17 protein-coding genes are annotated in these 17,135 nt (G+C 63.5%); 4 read left to right on the top strand and 13 right to left on the bottom strand.

What is annotated here, in order from left to right:
* From EOA29_RS07805 to EOA29_RS07765, 8 genes are all read right to left on the bottom strand, one after another.
* The coding region (locus tag EOA29_RS07805) for a Tex-like N-terminal domain-containing protein (protein WP_281061051.1) at window positions 1-1,015 on the bottom strand (1,015 nt) is incomplete at its 3' end.
* Between the two features lie 317 nt (window positions 1,016-1,332).
* On the bottom strand, window positions 1,333-2,511 hold the full coding sequence (locus tag EOA29_RS07795) for a serine hydrolase (RefSeq protein WP_126092215.1): 1,179 nt from the start codon (window positions 2,509-2,511) through the stop codon (window positions 1,333-1,335).
* A 31-nt stretch (window positions 2,512-2,542) separates the two neighbouring features.
* Window positions 2,543-3,739 carry a serine hydrolase gene (locus tag EOA29_RS07790; protein WP_126095777.1) on the bottom strand — a complete coding sequence of 399 codons (1,197 nt, stop codon included), beginning with the start codon at window positions 3,737-3,739 and terminating at the stop codon, window positions 2,543-2,545.
* A 65-nt stretch (window positions 3,740-3,804) separates the two neighbouring features.
* A complete protein-coding gene (locus EOA29_RS07785; RefSeq protein ID WP_189350543.1) occupies window positions 3,805-4,833 on the bottom strand; it encodes an extracellular solute-binding protein in 1,029 nt (342 codons plus the stop codon).
* A gap of 45 nt (window positions 4,834-4,878) precedes the next feature.
* Window positions 4,879-5,691 (bottom strand): ABC transporter permease, encoded by an 813-nt coding sequence (locus EOA29_RS07780; RefSeq protein WP_126092214.1) that lies wholly within the window; start codon window positions 5,689-5,691, stop codon window positions 4,879-4,881.
* Entirely contained in the window at window positions 5,684-6,631 is a 948-nt protein-coding gene (locus tag EOA29_RS07775) for an ABC transporter permease (RefSeq protein ID WP_245464892.1), read from the bottom strand. Before EOA29_RS07775 ends, EOA29_RS07780 begins: the two co-directional genes overlap by 8 nt.
* Complete coding sequence (locus tag EOA29_RS07770) at window positions 6,631-7,731, bottom strand: ABC transporter ATP-binding protein (protein WP_126092213.1); 1,101 nt, start codon at window positions 7,729-7,731, stop codon at window positions 6,631-6,633. The genes EOA29_RS07775 and EOA29_RS07770 overlap by 1 nt, the downstream gene beginning before the upstream one ends.
* A gap of 143 nt (window positions 7,732-7,874) precedes the next feature.
* Window positions 7,875-9,542: an amidohydrolase gene (locus EOA29_RS07765; RefSeq protein WP_126092212.1), complete on the bottom strand. Its 1,668-nt coding sequence runs from the start codon at window positions 9,540-9,542 to the stop codon at window positions 7,875-7,877.
* A 252-nt stretch (window positions 9,543-9,794) separates the two neighbouring features.
* Here EOA29_RS07765 and EOA29_RS07760 point away from each other — a divergent pair, with 252 nt between their 5' ends.
* The 4 genes from EOA29_RS07760 (at window position 9,795) to EOA29_RS07745 (ending at window position 13,432) form a co-directional block, all read left to right on the top strand.
* On the top strand, window positions 9,795-10,448 hold the full coding sequence (locus EOA29_RS07760; protein WP_126092211.1) for a TetR/AcrR family transcriptional regulator: 654 nt from the start codon (window positions 9,795-9,797) through the stop codon (window positions 10,446-10,448).
* Between the two features lie 41 nt (window positions 10,449-10,489).
* On the top strand, window positions 10,490-11,521 hold the full coding sequence (locus EOA29_RS07755) for a histone deacetylase family protein (protein ID WP_127220697.1): 1,032 nt from the start codon (window positions 10,490-10,492) through the stop codon (window positions 11,519-11,521).
* A gap of 433 nt (window positions 11,522-11,954) precedes the next feature.
* On the top strand, window positions 11,955-12,665 hold the full coding sequence (locus EOA29_RS07750; protein WP_126092210.1) for a helix-turn-helix transcriptional regulator: 711 nt from the start codon (window positions 11,955-11,957) through the stop codon (window positions 12,663-12,665).
* Window positions 12,662-13,432 carry a helix-turn-helix transcriptional regulator gene (locus tag EOA29_RS07745; RefSeq protein WP_126092209.1) on the top strand — a complete coding sequence of 257 codons (771 nt, stop codon included), beginning with the start codon at window positions 12,662-12,664 and terminating at the stop codon, window positions 13,430-13,432. The genes EOA29_RS07750 and EOA29_RS07745 overlap by 4 nt, the downstream gene beginning before the upstream one ends.
* Before the next feature lie 38 nt (window positions 13,433-13,470).
* On the opposite strand, the gene EOA29_RS07740 is transcribed toward EOA29_RS07745, so the two are convergent.
* The 5 genes from EOA29_RS07740 to EOA29_RS07720 all read right to left on the bottom strand — a co-directional run.
* Window positions 13,471-13,908 (bottom strand): hypothetical protein, encoded by a 438-nt coding sequence (locus tag EOA29_RS07740; RefSeq protein WP_127220696.1) that lies wholly within the window; start codon window positions 13,906-13,908, stop codon window positions 13,471-13,473.
* A 19-nt stretch (window positions 13,909-13,927) separates the two neighbouring features.
* Window positions 13,928-15,010, bottom strand: coding sequence for a flagellar biosynthesis protein FlhB (gene flhB, locus EOA29_RS07735; protein WP_126092207.1), 1,083 nt, complete (start codon window positions 15,008-15,010; stop codon window positions 13,928-13,930).
* Window positions 15,011-15,034: 24 nt separating this feature from the next.
* Window positions 15,035-16,054 (bottom strand): flagellar motor switch protein FliG, encoded by a 1,020-nt coding sequence (locus EOA29_RS07730; RefSeq protein WP_126092206.1) that lies wholly within the window; start codon window positions 16,052-16,054, stop codon window positions 15,035-15,037.
* A gap of 40 nt (window positions 16,055-16,094) precedes the next feature.
* The gene (gene fliN / locus EOA29_RS07725; protein WP_126092205.1) at window positions 16,095-16,475 is read right to left on the bottom strand and encodes a flagellar motor switch protein FliN; all 381 of its coding nucleotides are present in this window, start codon (window positions 16,473-16,475) and stop codon (window positions 16,095-16,097) included.
* A gap of 30 nt (window positions 16,476-16,505) precedes the next feature.
* Window positions 16,506-17,135 (bottom strand): FliM/FliN family flagellar motor switch protein (locus EOA29_RS07720; RefSeq protein WP_145969638.1); only part of this gene is annotated, 630 nt, incomplete at its 5' end.

Genomic DNA, 17,135 nt, shown 5'->3' with positions numbered 1-17,135 from the left:
CCTTGACGCCGGTGCGGATGCCGGGATCGAGCCCCATGGTCGGCCGCGAACCGGCGGGGGCTGCAAGCAGCAAATCCTTGAGGTTGCGGGCGAAGACGTGGATCGCCTCTTCCTCGGCGCGCTCGCGCAGGTCGCGCATCAGGTCGAGCGTCAGGTGCAGCGACAGTTTTATCCGCCAGGTCCAGCCGGCGACCTCCATCAGCCAGCGATCGCCCGGCAAGCTCGCGCCGATCGCATAGGCGTTGGCGATCATGCGCTCAACCGGCTTCACCGGCGATTGATCATCGACATCGACCTCGATGTCGAGCGACAGCACTTCCTCGTTGCGGCCGCGCAGCATGGCCAAGGCGCGGTGGCTGGGCACACCGGCCCAACGCTCGACATGGTCGAAATAGTCCGAAAATTTCGCGCCGGCTTCCTGCTTGCCGTCGACGACCCTGGCGCGCAGGAAAGCGCGTTCCTTCATGTAGGCGCGCAGCTTGCCGACCAGATCGGCATTCTCGGCGAACTGCTCCGACAGGATGTCGCGCGCGCCTTCGAGCGCCGCCTTCGCCTCGGGCACTTCTTCGGTGACATAGGCGAGCGCGAGCTCGGTCGGCACCGCTGAACGGTCGGCCAGGATCGCTTCGGCCAGCGGCCCGAGCCCGCGTTCCTTGGCGATCTCGGCCTTGGTCCGGCGCTTCGGCTTATAGGGCAGGTAGATGTCCTCGAGCTCGGCCTTGGTGCTTGCCGCCGCGATCTTGGCTTCCAGATCCTCGGTCAGCTTGCCCTGCTCACGGATCGAGCCGAGTATCGTCTCGCGACGCGCATCGAGCTCGCGCAGATAGGCAAGCCGCTCGGAAAGATCGCGCAACTGCGTGTCGTCGAGCCCGCCGGTGACTTCCTTGCGGTAACGCGCCACGAACGGCACCGTAGCGCCTTCGTCGAGAAGCCCGATCGCCGCCGCGGCCTGCTCCGGCCGCGAACCGATCTCGGCCGCGATGATTGCTGCGATGCGCGTGATGTCCGATGCCATGCTGGTCCCTGTCGAAAGAGCGGCGACCATAGGCCGGGATGCCGGCTGCGCCAACCGGGTTGGTTTCGGCCGGCGGAAAGGTCCACAGGAAAGCGGTCTAACGTGGGCGCCGCCCCTCACCTGCCTGCCGGCACCCCTCTCCCCGTATGGTGACGGGGAGAGGGGTGCTCTCATCGACGGTTTCGCCAGTCGCCAGCGTTGCAAGAAGGGCGCCGAGGCTGTGGCCGTCCTCCTTCTCCCCGTCACTATACGGGGAGAAGGTGCCGGCAGGCGGATGAGGGGCGGAGCCGACATAGACAGTCGGCTCGATAAGCCCCTCAAACCATGCCGCTCAGTGTCTCGAAAAACGCTACGATATCGACGTCAAGCTTGTCATCCACCGGCTCCGGCTGCGACGACATCTTGGCGATGACCACTTCCGTCTTGGGGTCGACGTAAATCCATTGGCCGTGGATGCCGATGCCGCAGAAGGCGCCGCTTGCCTTGCCCATCTGGTACCATTTGTTGCGATAGCGCCCTTCGGGGAAGAGGAACGCCATCGTGCCGCGCTGCCAGGCTTCATGGCTGCCGCCGGTGGCAACCGTGTCGCGCACCCAGGCCTCAGGCACGATGCGCCGGCCATTGGCCATGCCGCCCTGCCGCATCATCTCGCCGATGCGGGCAAGATCGCGCGGCGTCATCGACATGCCGCCGGCGGTGCGCGCCGTGCCTTCCATGTCGACGGTGACGGACATCTCGCTCGCAGCGCCGAGCGGCAGCCACAATTTCTCGGCTAACAGGTCGCTGACGCGTTTGCCGGATGCCCGCTCGACAAGAATGCCCAGCGTATCCGAATTGGGGGAGCGGTAGCGGTAGGTCTGCCCGTGCGGCTCGGCGAGGCGCTGCAGCGTCAGCAGGAATGCCGCAAGGCTTTCCGAGCCGCCGCCGGGATTCCACAGCGTCGCGCGGCGGTATCGGGCGAAGGCGCTTTCCGGATCGAGATAGGCTTCCTCGAAATCGAGGCTGACCGTCATGTCGAGCACATTGCGCACGCTGGCATCGCCATAGGCCGAGCGCTTGGCTTCGGGAATGTACTCAGTCACCGGCGCTTCAAAGTCGAACACCCCCTCGTCTTCCAGTATGCCGGCGAGGATGGCCGTCACCGATTTGCTGATCGAAAAGACGATGTGGCGCTGGCCGAACGCCATATGCGGCGCCGCCCAGTCGCCGATCAGCCTGCCGCCCTTCATGATCGACAGCCCGTCGGTGTCGGAACGCCTGAGGAAGGCTTCGACGGTTTCGGCGCCGCCAGCGAGCTTGACCTTTTCTTCGAGCAGCGCACCGAGAGGCTTTGCCTGCTCCTCGCCGCCGGGCGCGGCGGCAACATGCACCGACGGGACGAGTTCGCCGACATTCTGGAACGACCATTGGCTGAACGGCCTCAGCCGCCAGTTGTCGAGCCGCACGTCCTTGCGGGCAAAGCCGTATCTGGTCTCGAACGCAGTCTTGCCGGCCACGATTGTCTCCCGGTACTTTTGTCTCTGATTTTCAGGCGAGAGCCGCGGCGATGGCGTGCACGGCCTTCAGCGTCGCCACCGAATAGGCGATGTTGGTGAAATCCGGATAGGTCGAAAGCTTCACCACGACCATCCTGTTGTCCCAGTCGATGTGGATCAACTGCCCGAACACACCGCGACACATCAGCGAGCGCGAGCGCGAATCCTCGATCCAGAACTGGTTGCGGTAGCTGCCGTCCGGAAGGCTCGGATTGAAATTCGGTCCGTGCCTGCCCGTCCGCGTCGCCGCGATCCAATCGGCCGGAATGACCCCGCCGCCATTGTCGAGGATGAGCTGACCAAAGCGGCCGTAGTCGCGCAGCGTCGCGTTGAAGCCACCGTCGGCCAGCGCATAGCCGGCGCTGTCGACGGTGAAGCAGGCGCTCTCGTCGGCGCCGAGCTTTTGCCAGAGCTCTTCCGAGACGAGCTGCGCCAGCCGCCTGCCGCTCACCCGCTCCATGATGAAGGCGAGCACGTCGGTTTCGATCGAGCGGTATTCGAGGGCCTCGCCGTGCGAGCGCACCTTGTCCTTCAGCCGCAGGATCAGTTCGAACAGATGCGATGGCCAATGGAAATCGGGATCGCTGCCCGGCGGCACCGGTTTCCAGCCGCTGGCGACATCGACCTGGCCGATCTCGGAATAGCGATCGGTATACTCCTCGGAGAAGCGCACGCCCGTCGTCATGTCGAGCACGTGCTGCACGGTGGCGCCAGCCCAGGCCGTCTCACCGAGCTCTGGAAGATAGTCGGTGACCAATTTGGCCGGATCGATCAGACCGCGCCCGACCAGGATGCCGAAGACAGAACCGGTGACGGATTTCGCCATCGACTGCGACAGATGCGGCGTGCGCTCGTCCATGCCGTTGAAGTAGTGCTCATAGGCAACCCTGCCGTCCTTCAGCACCAGGAAGCCGTCGGTATAGGTCTCGTCGAGCAGTCCGGCGAGCGTCGTTGGGCGGCCTTCGCCATCCGCCACCGCCAGGCCGTCGAGATCGACCTCGGCACGCTCGAGACGACGGCGATGGCCATGGCCGCGCCAGACCTCCACGGTCGGCAGGAACTCGCGGATATGCTGGAAAGCCCAGCGGTTCCAGGGCGGCCGGTCCCAGTCGAGCTTTGGCACCACCATGGCCGGCGGCGACCCCTGCATGATCGGCGGCCGCGGATCGGAGTTGCGATAGGACGTCAGGATTTCCTCCCTGGACACAAGAAAGGGAGGCCGGAGCCTCCCCTCCTTCATGCTTTGCGGCGGAGCTATTTGCGCAGGTTCGTCCAGATCTTGTTGTAGATCTCCACCACCTCCGGCGGACACGGCGGCACGAATTCCGGCGTCGCCGAACCGGCCGGCGGACTGATCTCCGGTGAGTTGGCGAACTCCGCCGGCAGGAATTTGTGGCTGCCGGCAATGCCGTTGTCGTAGCCGGCGAACTCGGAGATCAGCGCCGCATTCTCAGGCGCCATGACGAAGTCCTGGAACAGCTTGGCGTTCTCGAGGTTCTTGGCGCCCTTCAGCACCGCGACATTATCCATCCAGCCCTCAATGCCTTCCTTCGGATAGGCATATTTGATCGCCGGGATCTTCTGGCGCGAGCGGTAGGCTGCGCCATTCCACTGCTCGGTCACGACCACGTCGCCCGAGGTGATCTTGGTGATGGTGTCGTAGCTGAAGGTCTTCCACGACGGCTTGGCAGCCGTCAGGATGTCGTTGATCTTCTTCAAATTGGCCTTGTCGGCGCCACAGCGCGGCACGCCGGCATAGCGTTCGGCCGCGTGCATGACGGTGTTGACGTCGTCGAGCACGTTGATCTGGCCCTTCAGCTCATCCGGCGGATTGAACAGGATCGCCAGCGTGTCGATGTCGCCCTTGAACTTGTCCATATTGACGGCGAATGTCGTCGTGCCGAACTGCCATGGCGCGGTGTAGTGGCGGCCCTTGTCCCAATAGATGTCGACGAAGCGTGGATCGATGTTCTTGCCGTTCGGCATCGCGTTGGGCTCGGTCTTTTCGAGCAGGCCCTCTTCGATCATGATCTTCACGGTGTAGTCGGACGGCACCACGATGTCGTAGCCGGAATTGCCGGCGCGCACCTTGGACAGCATGGTTTCGTTGGAATCATAGTCGTCCAGCGTCACCTTGATGTTGTATTGCTTCTCGAACTTCTCGATCAGCTTGGGGTTGGTATAGTCGCCCCAGTTGTAGATGTGCAGTTCGCCGTCGGCGAGCGCGGGCACGGCCCATAACAGCACGGCCGCGGAAACGGCCGCCATCAGTTTTCCAGACATTTTATGTTCTCCTTGCCTTCCCATTGTTGTGTTGGAGTTCACGGGTCATTTGGCGCGTCGCCGCGCTATCAGGAACGAGATCGAGACGAACAGGATCGACACCAGAAGCAGGATTGTGGAGATGGCGTTGATCTCCGGCGTCATCGGCCGCCGAATCTGGTTCCAGATGTAGAGAGGCAGCGTCGTCTGGCCGGGACCGGCGACGAGCTGCGTGATGGTGAAATCGTCGAAGGAGACGATGAAAGCGAGCGCGGCGCCCGACATGATGCCGGGCACCAGCAGCGGCAGCGTGATGCGCTTGAAGGCGTTCCACGGCGTCGCGTAGAGGTCCGCCGCCGCATATTCCAGCGTCAGGTCCATGTCCTCGAGCCGCGCCCGGATCGGCATATAGGCGAAGGGGATGCAGAACACGGTATGGGCAAGGATCAAATTGCCGATGCCGAAATTCAGCCCGAACGTGCCGGCGATCAGCGCGAAGAAGGAGAGCGTCGCCACCGCCGTGATGATCTCCGGCACCATCAGCGGCAGGTTGATCACCATGAAGGCCGCCGCCAGCCCGCGCCACGGCTTCACTCTGGTCATCCCGATCGCTGCAAGCGTCGCGCAGATGGTCGAGACGATCGTAGCGGTGACCGAAATGATCAGCGTGTTGCGGGCCGCGTTGTGGAACTCCGCGTTGCGCAGCGCGCTGCCGTACCAGCCGAGCGTGACGCCTTCCCAATGCGTGACCAGCGAGCCGCTGTTCAGCGAGAAGATCATCAGGATGAGCACCGGGATGTAGAGCACCAGCAGGCAGATGATGGCGATCGAGCGGAAGCCCGGCTGGTCCTTGATGTCGATGGTGCGCGGTTCAGCCATGCTGCACCTTCCCCGACGTGTTGCGGACGTAGAAGTAGAGCGCCACCAGCACCGCGGCCATCAGGATCAGCGCCTGCGCGCAGCCGAGCGGCCAGTTGCGCCCGGAACCGAATTGCTGGGCAATCAGGTCACCGATCATCAGGTGGACACCGCCGCCCAGGATCAGCGGCGTCACATAGGCACCGAGCGCCGGGATGAAGACCAGCAGGCAGCCGGCGATGATGCCGGGCTTGGAAAGCGGAATGATCACCCGCCACAGCACCTGGCGGCGCGTCGCGTAGAGATCGTAGGCCGCCTCGATCAGCCGGAAGTCGAGCTTCTCCAGGCTCGAATAGAGCGGCAGCACCATGAACGGCAGGAAGGCGTAGAGCAGGCCGAGCTGGATGGCGAAATTGGTGTAGAGCATGGTGATCGGCTTATCGATCACGCCCAATGCCATCAGCGCGTTGTTGATCAGGCCCTCGTCGCGGATGATGAACATGATCGCCAGCGTACGCACCAGGAGGTTCGACCAGAACGGAATGGTGATAAGAAGCACCCACCAGTTGCGCTGCGCCGGCGGGCGGGTGGCCATGAAATAGGCGGTCGGGAAGCCGAGCAGCAGGCAGATGACTGTCGTCACCACCGCGAACAGGAACGAGCGCAGGTAGATGATCAGGAAGTCCGGCGTGAATTGCAGCGTGTCGTCGAAGATGTCGCGCTGGAACAGGAAGTTCAGATAGGCGTCGGTCGAGAACTGCCACTGCACGCCACCATAGGGCGCCGCGACAAGGAACGAATAGACGCAGATGATAAGGAGCGGCAGCACGCCGAAAATGCCGATGATGATCAGCGCCGGTAGCGACAGCAGCCTGTTGCGCCGCGCGCCGGCTTTCACCGCCTGGGCCTCGAACAACGCGGCCTTGGAAGGCATGGTTGGGGAGAGCGTGGCTGTCGTCATCAGTCTTTCAGGACGCGGGCTGCGTCCTCCTCGAACTGGATGCCGACTTTGGCGCCCTTCTCGTAGGTCACCGGGCTCGAACGGCTGTTCTGGTGGCGCACGATGAAGTTTTCGCCACCATCGAGCTTCACGTGATAATGCGTGTCGGTGCCGAAATAAACGATGTTGGAGAGGGTTCCGGCGATCGTGCCCTTGGCCGGGTCCGGCACCAGGTCGGCATGCTCGGGACGCACCACCAGCGTCACTTCGCCCGTCGGATCGAAGCCTTCCGGATAACCGGCGGCGATCGTGGCACTGCGCGCGAATTTGACCGTCGCCACGCCGGGCTTCTTCGATACCACCGTGCCGGCCAGGAAATTCGTCTCGCCGATGAAGTCGGCGACGAAGCGCTCCGCCGGCCGGTCGTAGATATCGCGCGGCGTCCCGACCTGCAGGATCTTGCCGGCCGACATGACCGCGATGCGGTCGGACATGGTCAGCGCTTCTTCCTGGTCGTGGGTGACGAAGATGAAGGTGATGCCGGTCTCGTGCTGCAGACGCTTCAACTCGATCTGCATTTCCTTGCGCAGCTTGTAGTCGAGCGCCGAGAGCGGCTCGTCGAGCAGCAGCACTTTCGGCTGCGGCGCCAGCGCCCGGGCGAGCGCGACGCGCTGCTGCTGGCCACCGGAGATCTGGCTGGTGCGGCGCGCCTTCAACGCCTCCATCTTGACCAGCTTTAGCATCTGGGCGACGCGCGCTTCGATCTCCGCCTTCGGCTTGCCGAGCATCTCCAGCCCGAAGCCGATATTCTCAGCCACCGTCATATGCGGGAACAGCGCGTAGCTCTGGAAGACGGTGTTGACCGGGCGCTTGAATGGCGGCAGCGGCGCGATGTCCTGGCCGTGCAGCAGGATTTCGCCGGCGGTTGGGAAATCGAAGCCGGCAATCAGTCTCAGCAGCGTCGTCTTTCCGCATCCGGACGGGCCGAGCAGGGTGAAAAACTCGTTCTCGCGGATCGACACCGACACCGTGTCGAGAGCGGCTACCTGGTTTTCACCGGTTCCAAATACTTTGCGTACACCGCGAACTTCGATCGCGTTCTTACCCGGTTGTTCCGGCACGATTTCCCCATTGAGAGAGCCTGCTCTTGGCGGCAGGTTTGTTCCTGTTTGATTGTCACCATAAGCCGACTGGCTTGGCAACTGCGGAGCTGTCACTCGACTTTTAAAGGCAATCTCCATGCCACCCTCGGGTCTGGCTGTCCTCAGGCTTGGTAAGTGACCCTTCCACCACAAATGGTGGTGACGGGCCGAACGGTGTGCAGCGCTTCGGGCGCCGTCGCCTCGATATCGGCCGACAAGACGACGATATCGGCGAGGTACCCGGTCTTCAGACGACCCTTGCAGTGTTCCATGAACTCGGCATAGGCGCCCTCGACCGTATAGCCGGCAATCGATTCATGGAGCGAGAAACTCTGATCCGGCAGACCTTCTGCCCAAGGTTTGCGCATCACTGCCGCCTGGATGCCCAGGATCGGGTCAACCGGCGAGACCGGCCAGTCGGAGGCGAAGACGACCCGCGCGCCGGCGTCTTTCAGCGTGCGCCAGGCATAGCTCAGCGGCCACTTATCGCGACCGATGCGCGAGATCGTCGGCTCCAGCGGGAAATTCATGGCGCCCGGTGGATGCGGCGGCTGCATCGACGCGAGCACACCGAGCTCGGCGAAGCGCGGCACGTCGGAAGGCGTGGTGACTTCGATATGCTCGATGCGGTGGCGGCTGTCGCGCCTGCCGTTCTTCTTGAGCGCCGCCTGGTAGCCGTCGAGCACGGCCCGCACCGCGCCGTCGCCGATCGAGTGCACGGCGACCTGCAGGCCGCGCCTGTCGGCCTCGACCGCCACCTCGGCGAAATGTTCGGGCGAAAAAAGCGGCTCGCCGCGCCAGCCCGGCCGGTCGGCATAATCGTCGACCATCACCGCGGTCCAGGAGTCCAGCACGCCGTCATAGAAGAGCTTGACCATGCCGGATGACAGCCATTCGGAATTATAGGTCGCAGCCATGCGCGAGGCTTTTTCGAGCATGTCCAGCGACATGAAATTCTTGAAGTGGAATGGGATCTTTGTGCGGCACAGCAACCGCCCCTCTTCTTCCAGGCCGGCAAGCAGCTCGAGCTGGTAGAGGTTGCCGTCCATATTCTGGATCGAGGTGATGCCGTGCTGGGCGCACCACTGAAGCCCTCGGTGCATCAGGTTGCGATCGGCGGCCAGCTCCTCGGCCGACGGATAGGGATCCGGCTCCTCGCCGGTCAGTCCCAGCCGTGTCCGATTTGCTCCGAAATGCTCGAGGATCGGTCCGAACGCCTCGCCCTCGCGCAACTCGCCGGCGGCGAGACCGTCAGCGCCCATGACGATCTCGTTGCCCTGTCCTACCTGCTTGCCGTGCAGCAGGCCCGCCTCTTTCAGCGCCTTGGTGTTTGCCCACATCGTGTGGTGGTCGGAAGCCGACATGGCGAAGGGCCGGTCGGGGATGATGCGGTCGAGATGATGACGCGTCACCGGTTCGGACAGGATCGCATAATCGACGCCGGCGCCGATCAGCAGCCTGGCGTTCGGACGCTTCGCTGCGAAGCCCTGAATCGCTTCGCGCAGCGCGTCGAAGCCATGCACGCCCGCCAGATGCAGGTTGTCGAGCTCGGCCGCGCCGCCGAACAGATGCATATGCGCTTCGATGAAGCCAGGCAGGACGGAGCCGCCCTGGGCGTCGATGACCTTGGTGGCCTGCCCTTTGAGCGTTTCGATCGAGGCTCGGCTGCCGATGGCGACGATGACGCCGTCCTTGACGGCAATAGCCTCAGCGGCGGGATTGTCATCGTCCATGGTCAGCACACGACCGTTGACGACCATCAGATCCGCACCACCATCCGCAACCGACATCGCGACTCCACATTTTGCTGAGGGACCGACAGCGCCAAGTCCAGTGAGCTGCCGCTCCACTGAGGCGGCGCCGTGGGACGAAAGTCGATGCCGATGCGCCGTCTTCGAAATTCCCCTTGTTATCGTGGAAGACAGCGTAGATAAAGAATGCGACTGTTTATTCGCGTTTGTCAACAGCCGGAATTTGGAATGTATAGTGGACAGCACCCCGCGCCTGTGCTGAGGCCGGTCGGTGAACGAGGGCATCGGAAAGTGAAGCGCAGTCTCGACCGCAAGACCAGGATAGCGCTCGAACCGCGCAAGCAGCCGCGGCAAAAACGGTCAAGCAAGGTGGTCGACAGGATTCTCGACGCGGCGCTGATCCTGACGCGTGAGCAGGGAACCAGGGCGCCGACGACGCTGGCCATCGCGCAACGCGCGGGCCTCTCGGTCGGCTCGGTCTATCAGTACTTTCCCAACAAGGAAGCCATTCTTCTGGACCTGGCCCGGCGCTGGCTGTCGTCTTTTCCCGAGGTCATCCGGAAGCGTATCAACGTCCCCCGGCCGACCAACCGCGACGAGTTTCGGCGCGAAGTGCGCAAACTCTTCATCGACACATCCAGGCTCTATCTGGACAACGTCACGCTGATGCCGGTGATCGAAGCCATATCCGGCAACGCCGACCTCAGGCCGATCCAGGACGAATATGACAAGCAGATCATCGCCCTCTACGCAGCCTGGTTGCAACATGTGAACCCGGCCCTTGAAGAAAAGATCGCCAAGCGGTTGGGCCTGGTGATGATGGAGGTCGGACACGCCTGCAGGCTTGTGGGGCTGAAGAGAGATCGCAAGACATTCGACCTCATCGAGGACGATGTGGAAGCCATGTGGCTGGCTCTCGTGAACCCCTATCTCAACCTCGACTGATTTCACACTTCCAACTGATTTCGCGCTCCAGGGGAATTCCTATGAAGACTGTCTATTCGCCGCTTCATGCCGGTCACGCTGACCAGATGGAACTGGTCACCTCGGCAATCGTGCCGGGTTTCGAGAAGCCGTCGCGGGCCGAATTCATCAAGGCGCGGGTGGAAAGCGAGAAGCTTGGGCCGATCGTCGGGCCGGTCGAGCACGACCTCGCCGCGGCCAAGCGGGTGCATGAAGCGCACTACGTCGACTTCCTGCCGACCGTGTGGCCGGAATGGGTCGCCGCCGGCTTCAAGGGTTCGGCCATGGGCTTCACCTGGCCGACGCGCGGGTTGCGCGGCGACGTGCCGCCGAAGCGCATCGACGCCTTGCTCGGCTATTATTCCTTCGATGCCGGCGCCACCTTCGTCGAAGGCACCTGGGCGGCGATCAAGTCGTCCTATGACGTCGCGCTGACGGCGGCCGCCCTGGTCAAGGGCGGCGAGCGGACCGCCTTCGCGCTCTGCCGTCCGCCAGGCCATCACGCGGGCGCCGCCTTCATGGGAGGCTACTGCTTCATCAACAATGCCGCGGTCGTCGCGCAATGGTTCCGCGACCAGGGCGCAAGCCGTGTCTCCATCCTCGATGTCGACTATCACCACGGCAATGGCACGCAGGAAATCTTCTACCGCCGCGGCGACATCCAGGTGCTCAACCTGCATGGCGATCCGATGGTCGAGTACCCCTTCTTCCTCGGCCATGCCGACGAGCGCGGCGAGGGCGAAGGCGAAGGTTTCAACATCAACTATCCGATGCCCTTCGGCACCAATTGGGACGGCTGGAACGCATCGTTGGAAGATGCCTGCGCCAGGCTTGCCGCCTACACCCCCGACGTCGTCGTGGTGTCGCTCGGCGTCGATACGTTCGAGAAGGATCCGATCAGCCAGTTCAAGCTGAAGAGCGAGGACTATCCCAAGATCGGCCGCCGCATCGCCAAGCTCGGCCTGCCGACGCTGTTCGTCATGGAAGGAGGCTACGCGGTGGAAGAGATCGGCATCAACGCCGTCGGCGTGCTGACCGGCTTCGAGGATCATTAAGCCGCGCTGATCGAAAGGACATGCGCCCTCGGAGATGGCCGAGGGCGCATTTTTTTAGCGATTCCGCCCGAAATCGTCGGCTCAATTCAGGCCGGAAATCGCCGCCAGGCAACGCGAAGCGAGGCTTCTGAGTCGCAACACGAGTCCATCAGATTCGATTTTGTCAAATCGCGTTTGATGTCGGATTCATCTGCAGGTAGATTAGACCCGAATCAGCCGGTCCACGGGGGGCGCGGCTACCACCCAAAGTCTCCAGTTCCGGCATCCGGCCGGCACCAGACGCGGACGGCTGCGCGTTCCCTAAAAGGATTCGGCTCGGTTGGGCGCTGTGCGTGCCCTTGAGTGTGTTTTCGTCAACGTGATGCGTTTCGGGTCCGGCCGCCGGCTTTTGCCAGCACCGGGCACAGGGATCGATTCCGGCCAGAATATCAAGATGAGCAGTCCCGCCGCGCCTCTCCAACCCGACGCCTCAGGCTCGCACCTGACGTCCCGCGGCGATCTCACCAGTTTCTTCATGCAGCTTGCCGCCGACATCGGCGCCGACAGCTACATGCTTGTCGCCATCGTGCACGACCAGGACCGCAACGACGCCCGCATCGTGTCGTCGAACTGGATTTTCGACGCCATAGAGCTGATCGGCAAAAGGCTGATCGCCAATCTTGCGCTGGGACCGCTGACCGCCGCACCCGGCATGCGCCCCAAGCCGCTGGTCGCGGCGCATGCCCCCGACGCCGGCGCGTTGCTGACCAGTGAGGAAGCCAGGCTGCTCGACGTGCTCGGCCACGCCGAAATCTATTCGCTGAGGCTCAATGTCGGCCGCCAGCGTCTTTTCGTGCTGTTCTCGGCCGCGGAGGCCGGCAAGATCGATCTGCCTGCGCTGATGAAGGCGCAGCTGAAATGCTGCTACGCGCTGTCCTGCATCCCGCAACTGATTGCCGCTGCCGCCATGCAGGACCCTCTGTCGGACCGCGAGCGCGAATGCCTGTTCTGGGTGTCGGAAGGCAAGACCACCGACGAGGTGGCGCTCATCCTTGGCGTCTCGTCGAACACCGTCAACAGCTACATCACGCATGCCATCCAGAAATTCGCGGCCAGCAACCGTGCGATGGCGATTGCGACCGCGATCAGGAGCGGCATCATTTGAAACACGCGCAGATCAGAGAGACCGCAGCCGCCCTTTTCAACGACCAGCGCAATCCGTTCGGCGCGTTCTCGCTTGGATCGGAAACGCATCAGGCGGTCACCATCCCGGATGCCGTGCGCCGCTGCCGCTGGATCGCCGTCGACATCAACGCTTCCGGTTTCGGACTGTTCTTCGTCAGCCCTTCGCTGGAGCGCGCCCGCCTGGTCGCCTGCTTCGATTCCGACTATCCGTCGACCGCCCTCACGACCAAATTCATCTCGGGCGCCAGCGGCGAGGATATGGTGCGCCACAGCCGCATCTCGACGACGCCGCGCTGGTGGGCGGATGACGGCATCGCCGGCTCGCGGCAGCCCCTTGAGAGCCTGGCATGGGCCGAGCCGACCGCGCCGCTCGCGCCCGGCACCAACGGCATCGCCTTTCCGGTGCATGCGGATCGCGGCCAGTGCGGGCTGGTCGTCTTCCTTGGGTCCGACATCACGCTGTCGGACGACACGCTCTGTGAAATCCACGCGCGCTGCTTTGCGCTGTTCGCGGCGGTCGCCCGGATCCGTCCGGGCGAAACCGGCAGGACGCGCGCGATCTCCAAGCGCGAGCTCGAATGCCTGAAGCTGACCGCCAACGGCAACACCAGCGAAGAAATTGCGAAGCTTCTGAAACTGTCGGTGCACACCGCCAACCAGTACCTCACCCAATCGACGCAGAAGCTCAACGCGGTCAACCGCAACCAGGCGGTGGCCAAGGCGCTGCGGCTTGGCCTGATCGAGTAGCTCGCTCAGGCCAAGCGTCCACACGCCCCAAATTGTCGTCAAGGATAGGCGAGCGGCTCGGTCTTCCGGATGCTGGCCTGCTCGATCGCGCCCTCCAGCAGGGCGGTGTTGTGCTCCGACGTCTCGCCCGGCTTCTCGAAAGACACGTAGTTGACGACCACGGACGCCCCGTGCTCGGTCAGCGTGAGCTGGAAGTAGACGGTGACGCCGCGCGGCCGAAGCTCCAGATCGAGCACGATGCGCGGGCTGCCGCTCCAGTCGACATGCGCTTCACCGCCATGGCCGAGCCTGAGCGTGCCCGGTTGGAAGTAGAGTTCCGCGGCCGAGTCCACCAGGTCCGACAGGCAAGCGAAATGCTCCAGCCGGATGAAGGCGATATAGTCGGCGACCTCGATCAGGCGCAGCTCGCCGACTACATCCTGGATGGCGCTGGCGACGATCTGCTCGCGTGAATTGGCGTGTGGTTGCCGGTTCATGGATAGAGGCAGCATCCGTTCATGAGGGTACTCTGCGCACGGCCTTCTTCGAGTAGACGATCCGCACCAACTCGGCGACGGCCTGGTAGAATTGCGACGGGATCACGCTATCAACCGAAACTTGCTTGTACATGGAGCGGGCAAGCGCCACGTCCTCGAAGATCGGGATGTTGTGCTCCCTGGCGATTTCGCGGATCTTCAGCGCCACCAGGTCCTGGCCCTTGGCGAGCACGACCGGAGCGGAATCCTCCTCGCGCACATATTTCAGCGCGATGGAGTAGTGCGTTGGATTGGCGATGACGAGCGTCGCACGTGGCACCGCCGTCATCATGCGCTGCCGCGCCCGGTCGCGCGCCAGCGAGCGCAGGCGCGACTTCACGATCGGATCGCCTTCCGATTGCTTCAACTCGTCCTTCACTTCCTGCTTGGTCATGCGCAGATCGCGCCGCCAGTGGAAGCGCGACCAGACGATGTCGGCGACCGCGATCAGCCCCATGACGAAGACGATCGACACCAATATGTCGACAAAGATGCCGCGGATGACCATGCCGAACGACACCGGATTGGTGATCATGCCGGCAAGCAGCCTGCGATGATCCTCCGACAGCGTGAAGGCGAGCACGGCGATGGCGAAGGCAAGCTTGGCCAGCGACTTGCCGAATTCGACGAAACCCTGCACACCGAACAGCCGGCTCCAACCCTTGGCGATCGAAATGCGCGACAGTTGCGGCCTGATCCGCTCGCCGACGAGTTGCGGCATGTTCTGGAACACCGAGGCACCGATGCCGGCGACCACCAGCAGCACCAGCAGGCTGACGACGGCGCGGCCGATCTCGATCAGGACCTGCTCGTAGAGCGTGATGACATCGGTCTCGGTGTCCATCGGCCATGCTTCGGGCTTTTCCAGGAACGTCGACAGGAACATGCCGAGATCGACGACGGCATCCTTGGCGTAAAAAACCGCGAACACCAAAATGGCAAGGAACGAGGCAAAGATCGCCGTCTCGCGCGAATGGGGCAGCTTGCCCTGTTCGATCGTGTCGCGGATCTTCTTCTCCGTGGCTTCCTCGGTTTTGGAATCCTTGTCGACCGCCTCAGCCATGGTGACCCGACCGTATTGCTGTCGTCAGGCCGCTTCGGCGGCGCTTTGCGTCGAGGGAAGCTCGAACGCTCCTTGCCGCGACAGACGGATGGTCGCCACGGCGATCGTTTTGCGCGCCGCCATAATGTCGGCCAGCGCAATGCCTTCCGATCCCTGCCCGAGCTCGGATTCGATCATGCGGCGTGAGCGTGCGCCGATCGCCGACAGCACGGATTCGGTGAGCGCCGCGGGCGCGCCGCGCAGCGCCAGCGTGACGAGCTCGGTCGACAGCCCGTCGAACAGCAGCACGCGCGCCTTCTGGGTAAGCAGCGGCAGGTCGTCGAAAGCAAACAACCGCGACTTGACGCCGGCGAGATCGGGCGTGCCGGCCTCTTCCAGATCCTGCATGAGCTCGTCGAGCTCGGGCTTGGCCATTTCGTTGAGCACGCTGGCGACACGCTCCTGGCCGGCCGAAGTGTCCTTGGTCGCCTTCTGCGCAAGCACGCTGGCGCGCAACTGGCTCTCGACGATCCTGGTCGCTGCGTCCGGAATGTTGGCCATCGTCACCATGCGCTTGATGATCTGGCTGCGTATCGGCTTTTCCATCGTCAACAGAACGTTGGCGGCGGCCTGCGACGCGAGCTTCGACAACACCATGGCCGCCGTCTGCGGATGTTCCCCGGCGAGGAAGGTCCCGAGGCGCGCGGGCTCGAGCTTCTCGAGATCCGGCCAGATCGGCGGCGGTCCCTCGGGAGCAGGCTCGAGTTTCTTGTCGCCCATGATGGCGCTCATCTCCTCGGGCGACAGCGATTCGTTGAGGATCGTGTCCATCCGGTCGGCCGAATCGAGCAGGCCGGCGCCCTCCGTGAACTCGGCCTCGAATTCCGCGACGATGCGCTCCAGATCGGCTTGCGGGATGGTGCGCAGCAGGCGGGCGCCCTCGATCAGCGCCTTCAGCTCTTCCTGCTTGAAGAATTTGAGCAGCCGGCTGGCCGAGGGCTTGCCCATCGCCACCAGGATGGCGGCAGCCTTTTGCGGGCGCGTCAGCGTCAATGACGTCATCATGCTTGGCTCCGCGGCCGGTGGATGCTCTGGCTGTCCATTTCTACGCGCTCTTCGTCGCGGCGATGATCTCGGTGAGCCTGATGCCGAAGCGCGACGGATCGTTTTCCAGCACGGTGATCTCGCCGCGCGCAATTCTGCGGCCGTTGACGACCACGTCGACCGGCTCGCCGATGCGGCGGTTGAGTGCCACGGTCGAGCCTTTCTGCAATGCCATCAGCTCCGACACCGGCATTTCGGTGCTGCCGAGGATGATCTGCACATCGACCGGGATCGTCATGATGATCGACGAATTGGCGCCTGCCTGGAAGGCGGCGTCCGGACGCTGTTCCTCTTCCCGCAGCACGCCGCGCAGTTCCTCGATGGCGCGGTCGAGCTGCTCGTCCGGCTGATCGGGTTCGGCTTCCACCTTGGTCTTTGCCATGCCTCTTCTCCAATAATCCCAGGTCCGGCCTCAGCCGGGCATAAGTCCGTCGATAAAATCCTGCCCGGCATCGTGAGGATGCCGGATGCGGACCGTGTAATTCTGACCGAGCTTGCCGAACTCGCAGACAAACAGCGTCTTGTCGCGCGCGCTGAGCTTGGCCTGCGACTGCGCGTTCTCCTCGAACTCGATCACCTGGCCGGGCTGCAAGGCCGCGAGATCGCCAAGCGTCAGCCGGGCGAGCGGCATGGTGGCCTCTAGCCGCACAGCCGAGCGCATCACTTCCTCCGAGAAGCGGGCTCGCCAGTCGAATTCCGTCGTCTGGTCGTCGCCCTGAGCGGCGGTGGCGCCGCGCGCCGCCAGAAGGATGCGCTGCGGGATCATCACCGTCACCGTGCCGGTGTCGGTTGGCGTCGAAATGCCGTAGACGATGCGGACTGCCGCGCCATCGCGCAGCACACGCCGTCTTGCCTCGTTGCCGGACATCGCCCGGGGGATTGTCAGGCGCAGGTTTAGGGAGCGCCTGTCCGATCCGTTCAGCGCCACTGCGACCTCCTGGAAGACGCTGGTCGCGACGTCAGTCTCGATCTGCGACAGGTCGCGCTCGATCGGCGCCACCGGCTGGTCGGGGTCGCCGCCGAACAGAGCGCTGACCATGAC

This window comes from Mesorhizobium sp. M1E.F.Ca.ET.063.01.1.1, from assembly GCF_003998155.1.
Classification (GTDB): Bacteria; Pseudomonadota; Alphaproteobacteria; order Rhizobiales; family Rhizobiaceae; genus Mesorhizobium.
Note: the sequence above shows the minus strand (reverse complement) of the source record. Positions and strands in the feature narration are given on the sequence as shown.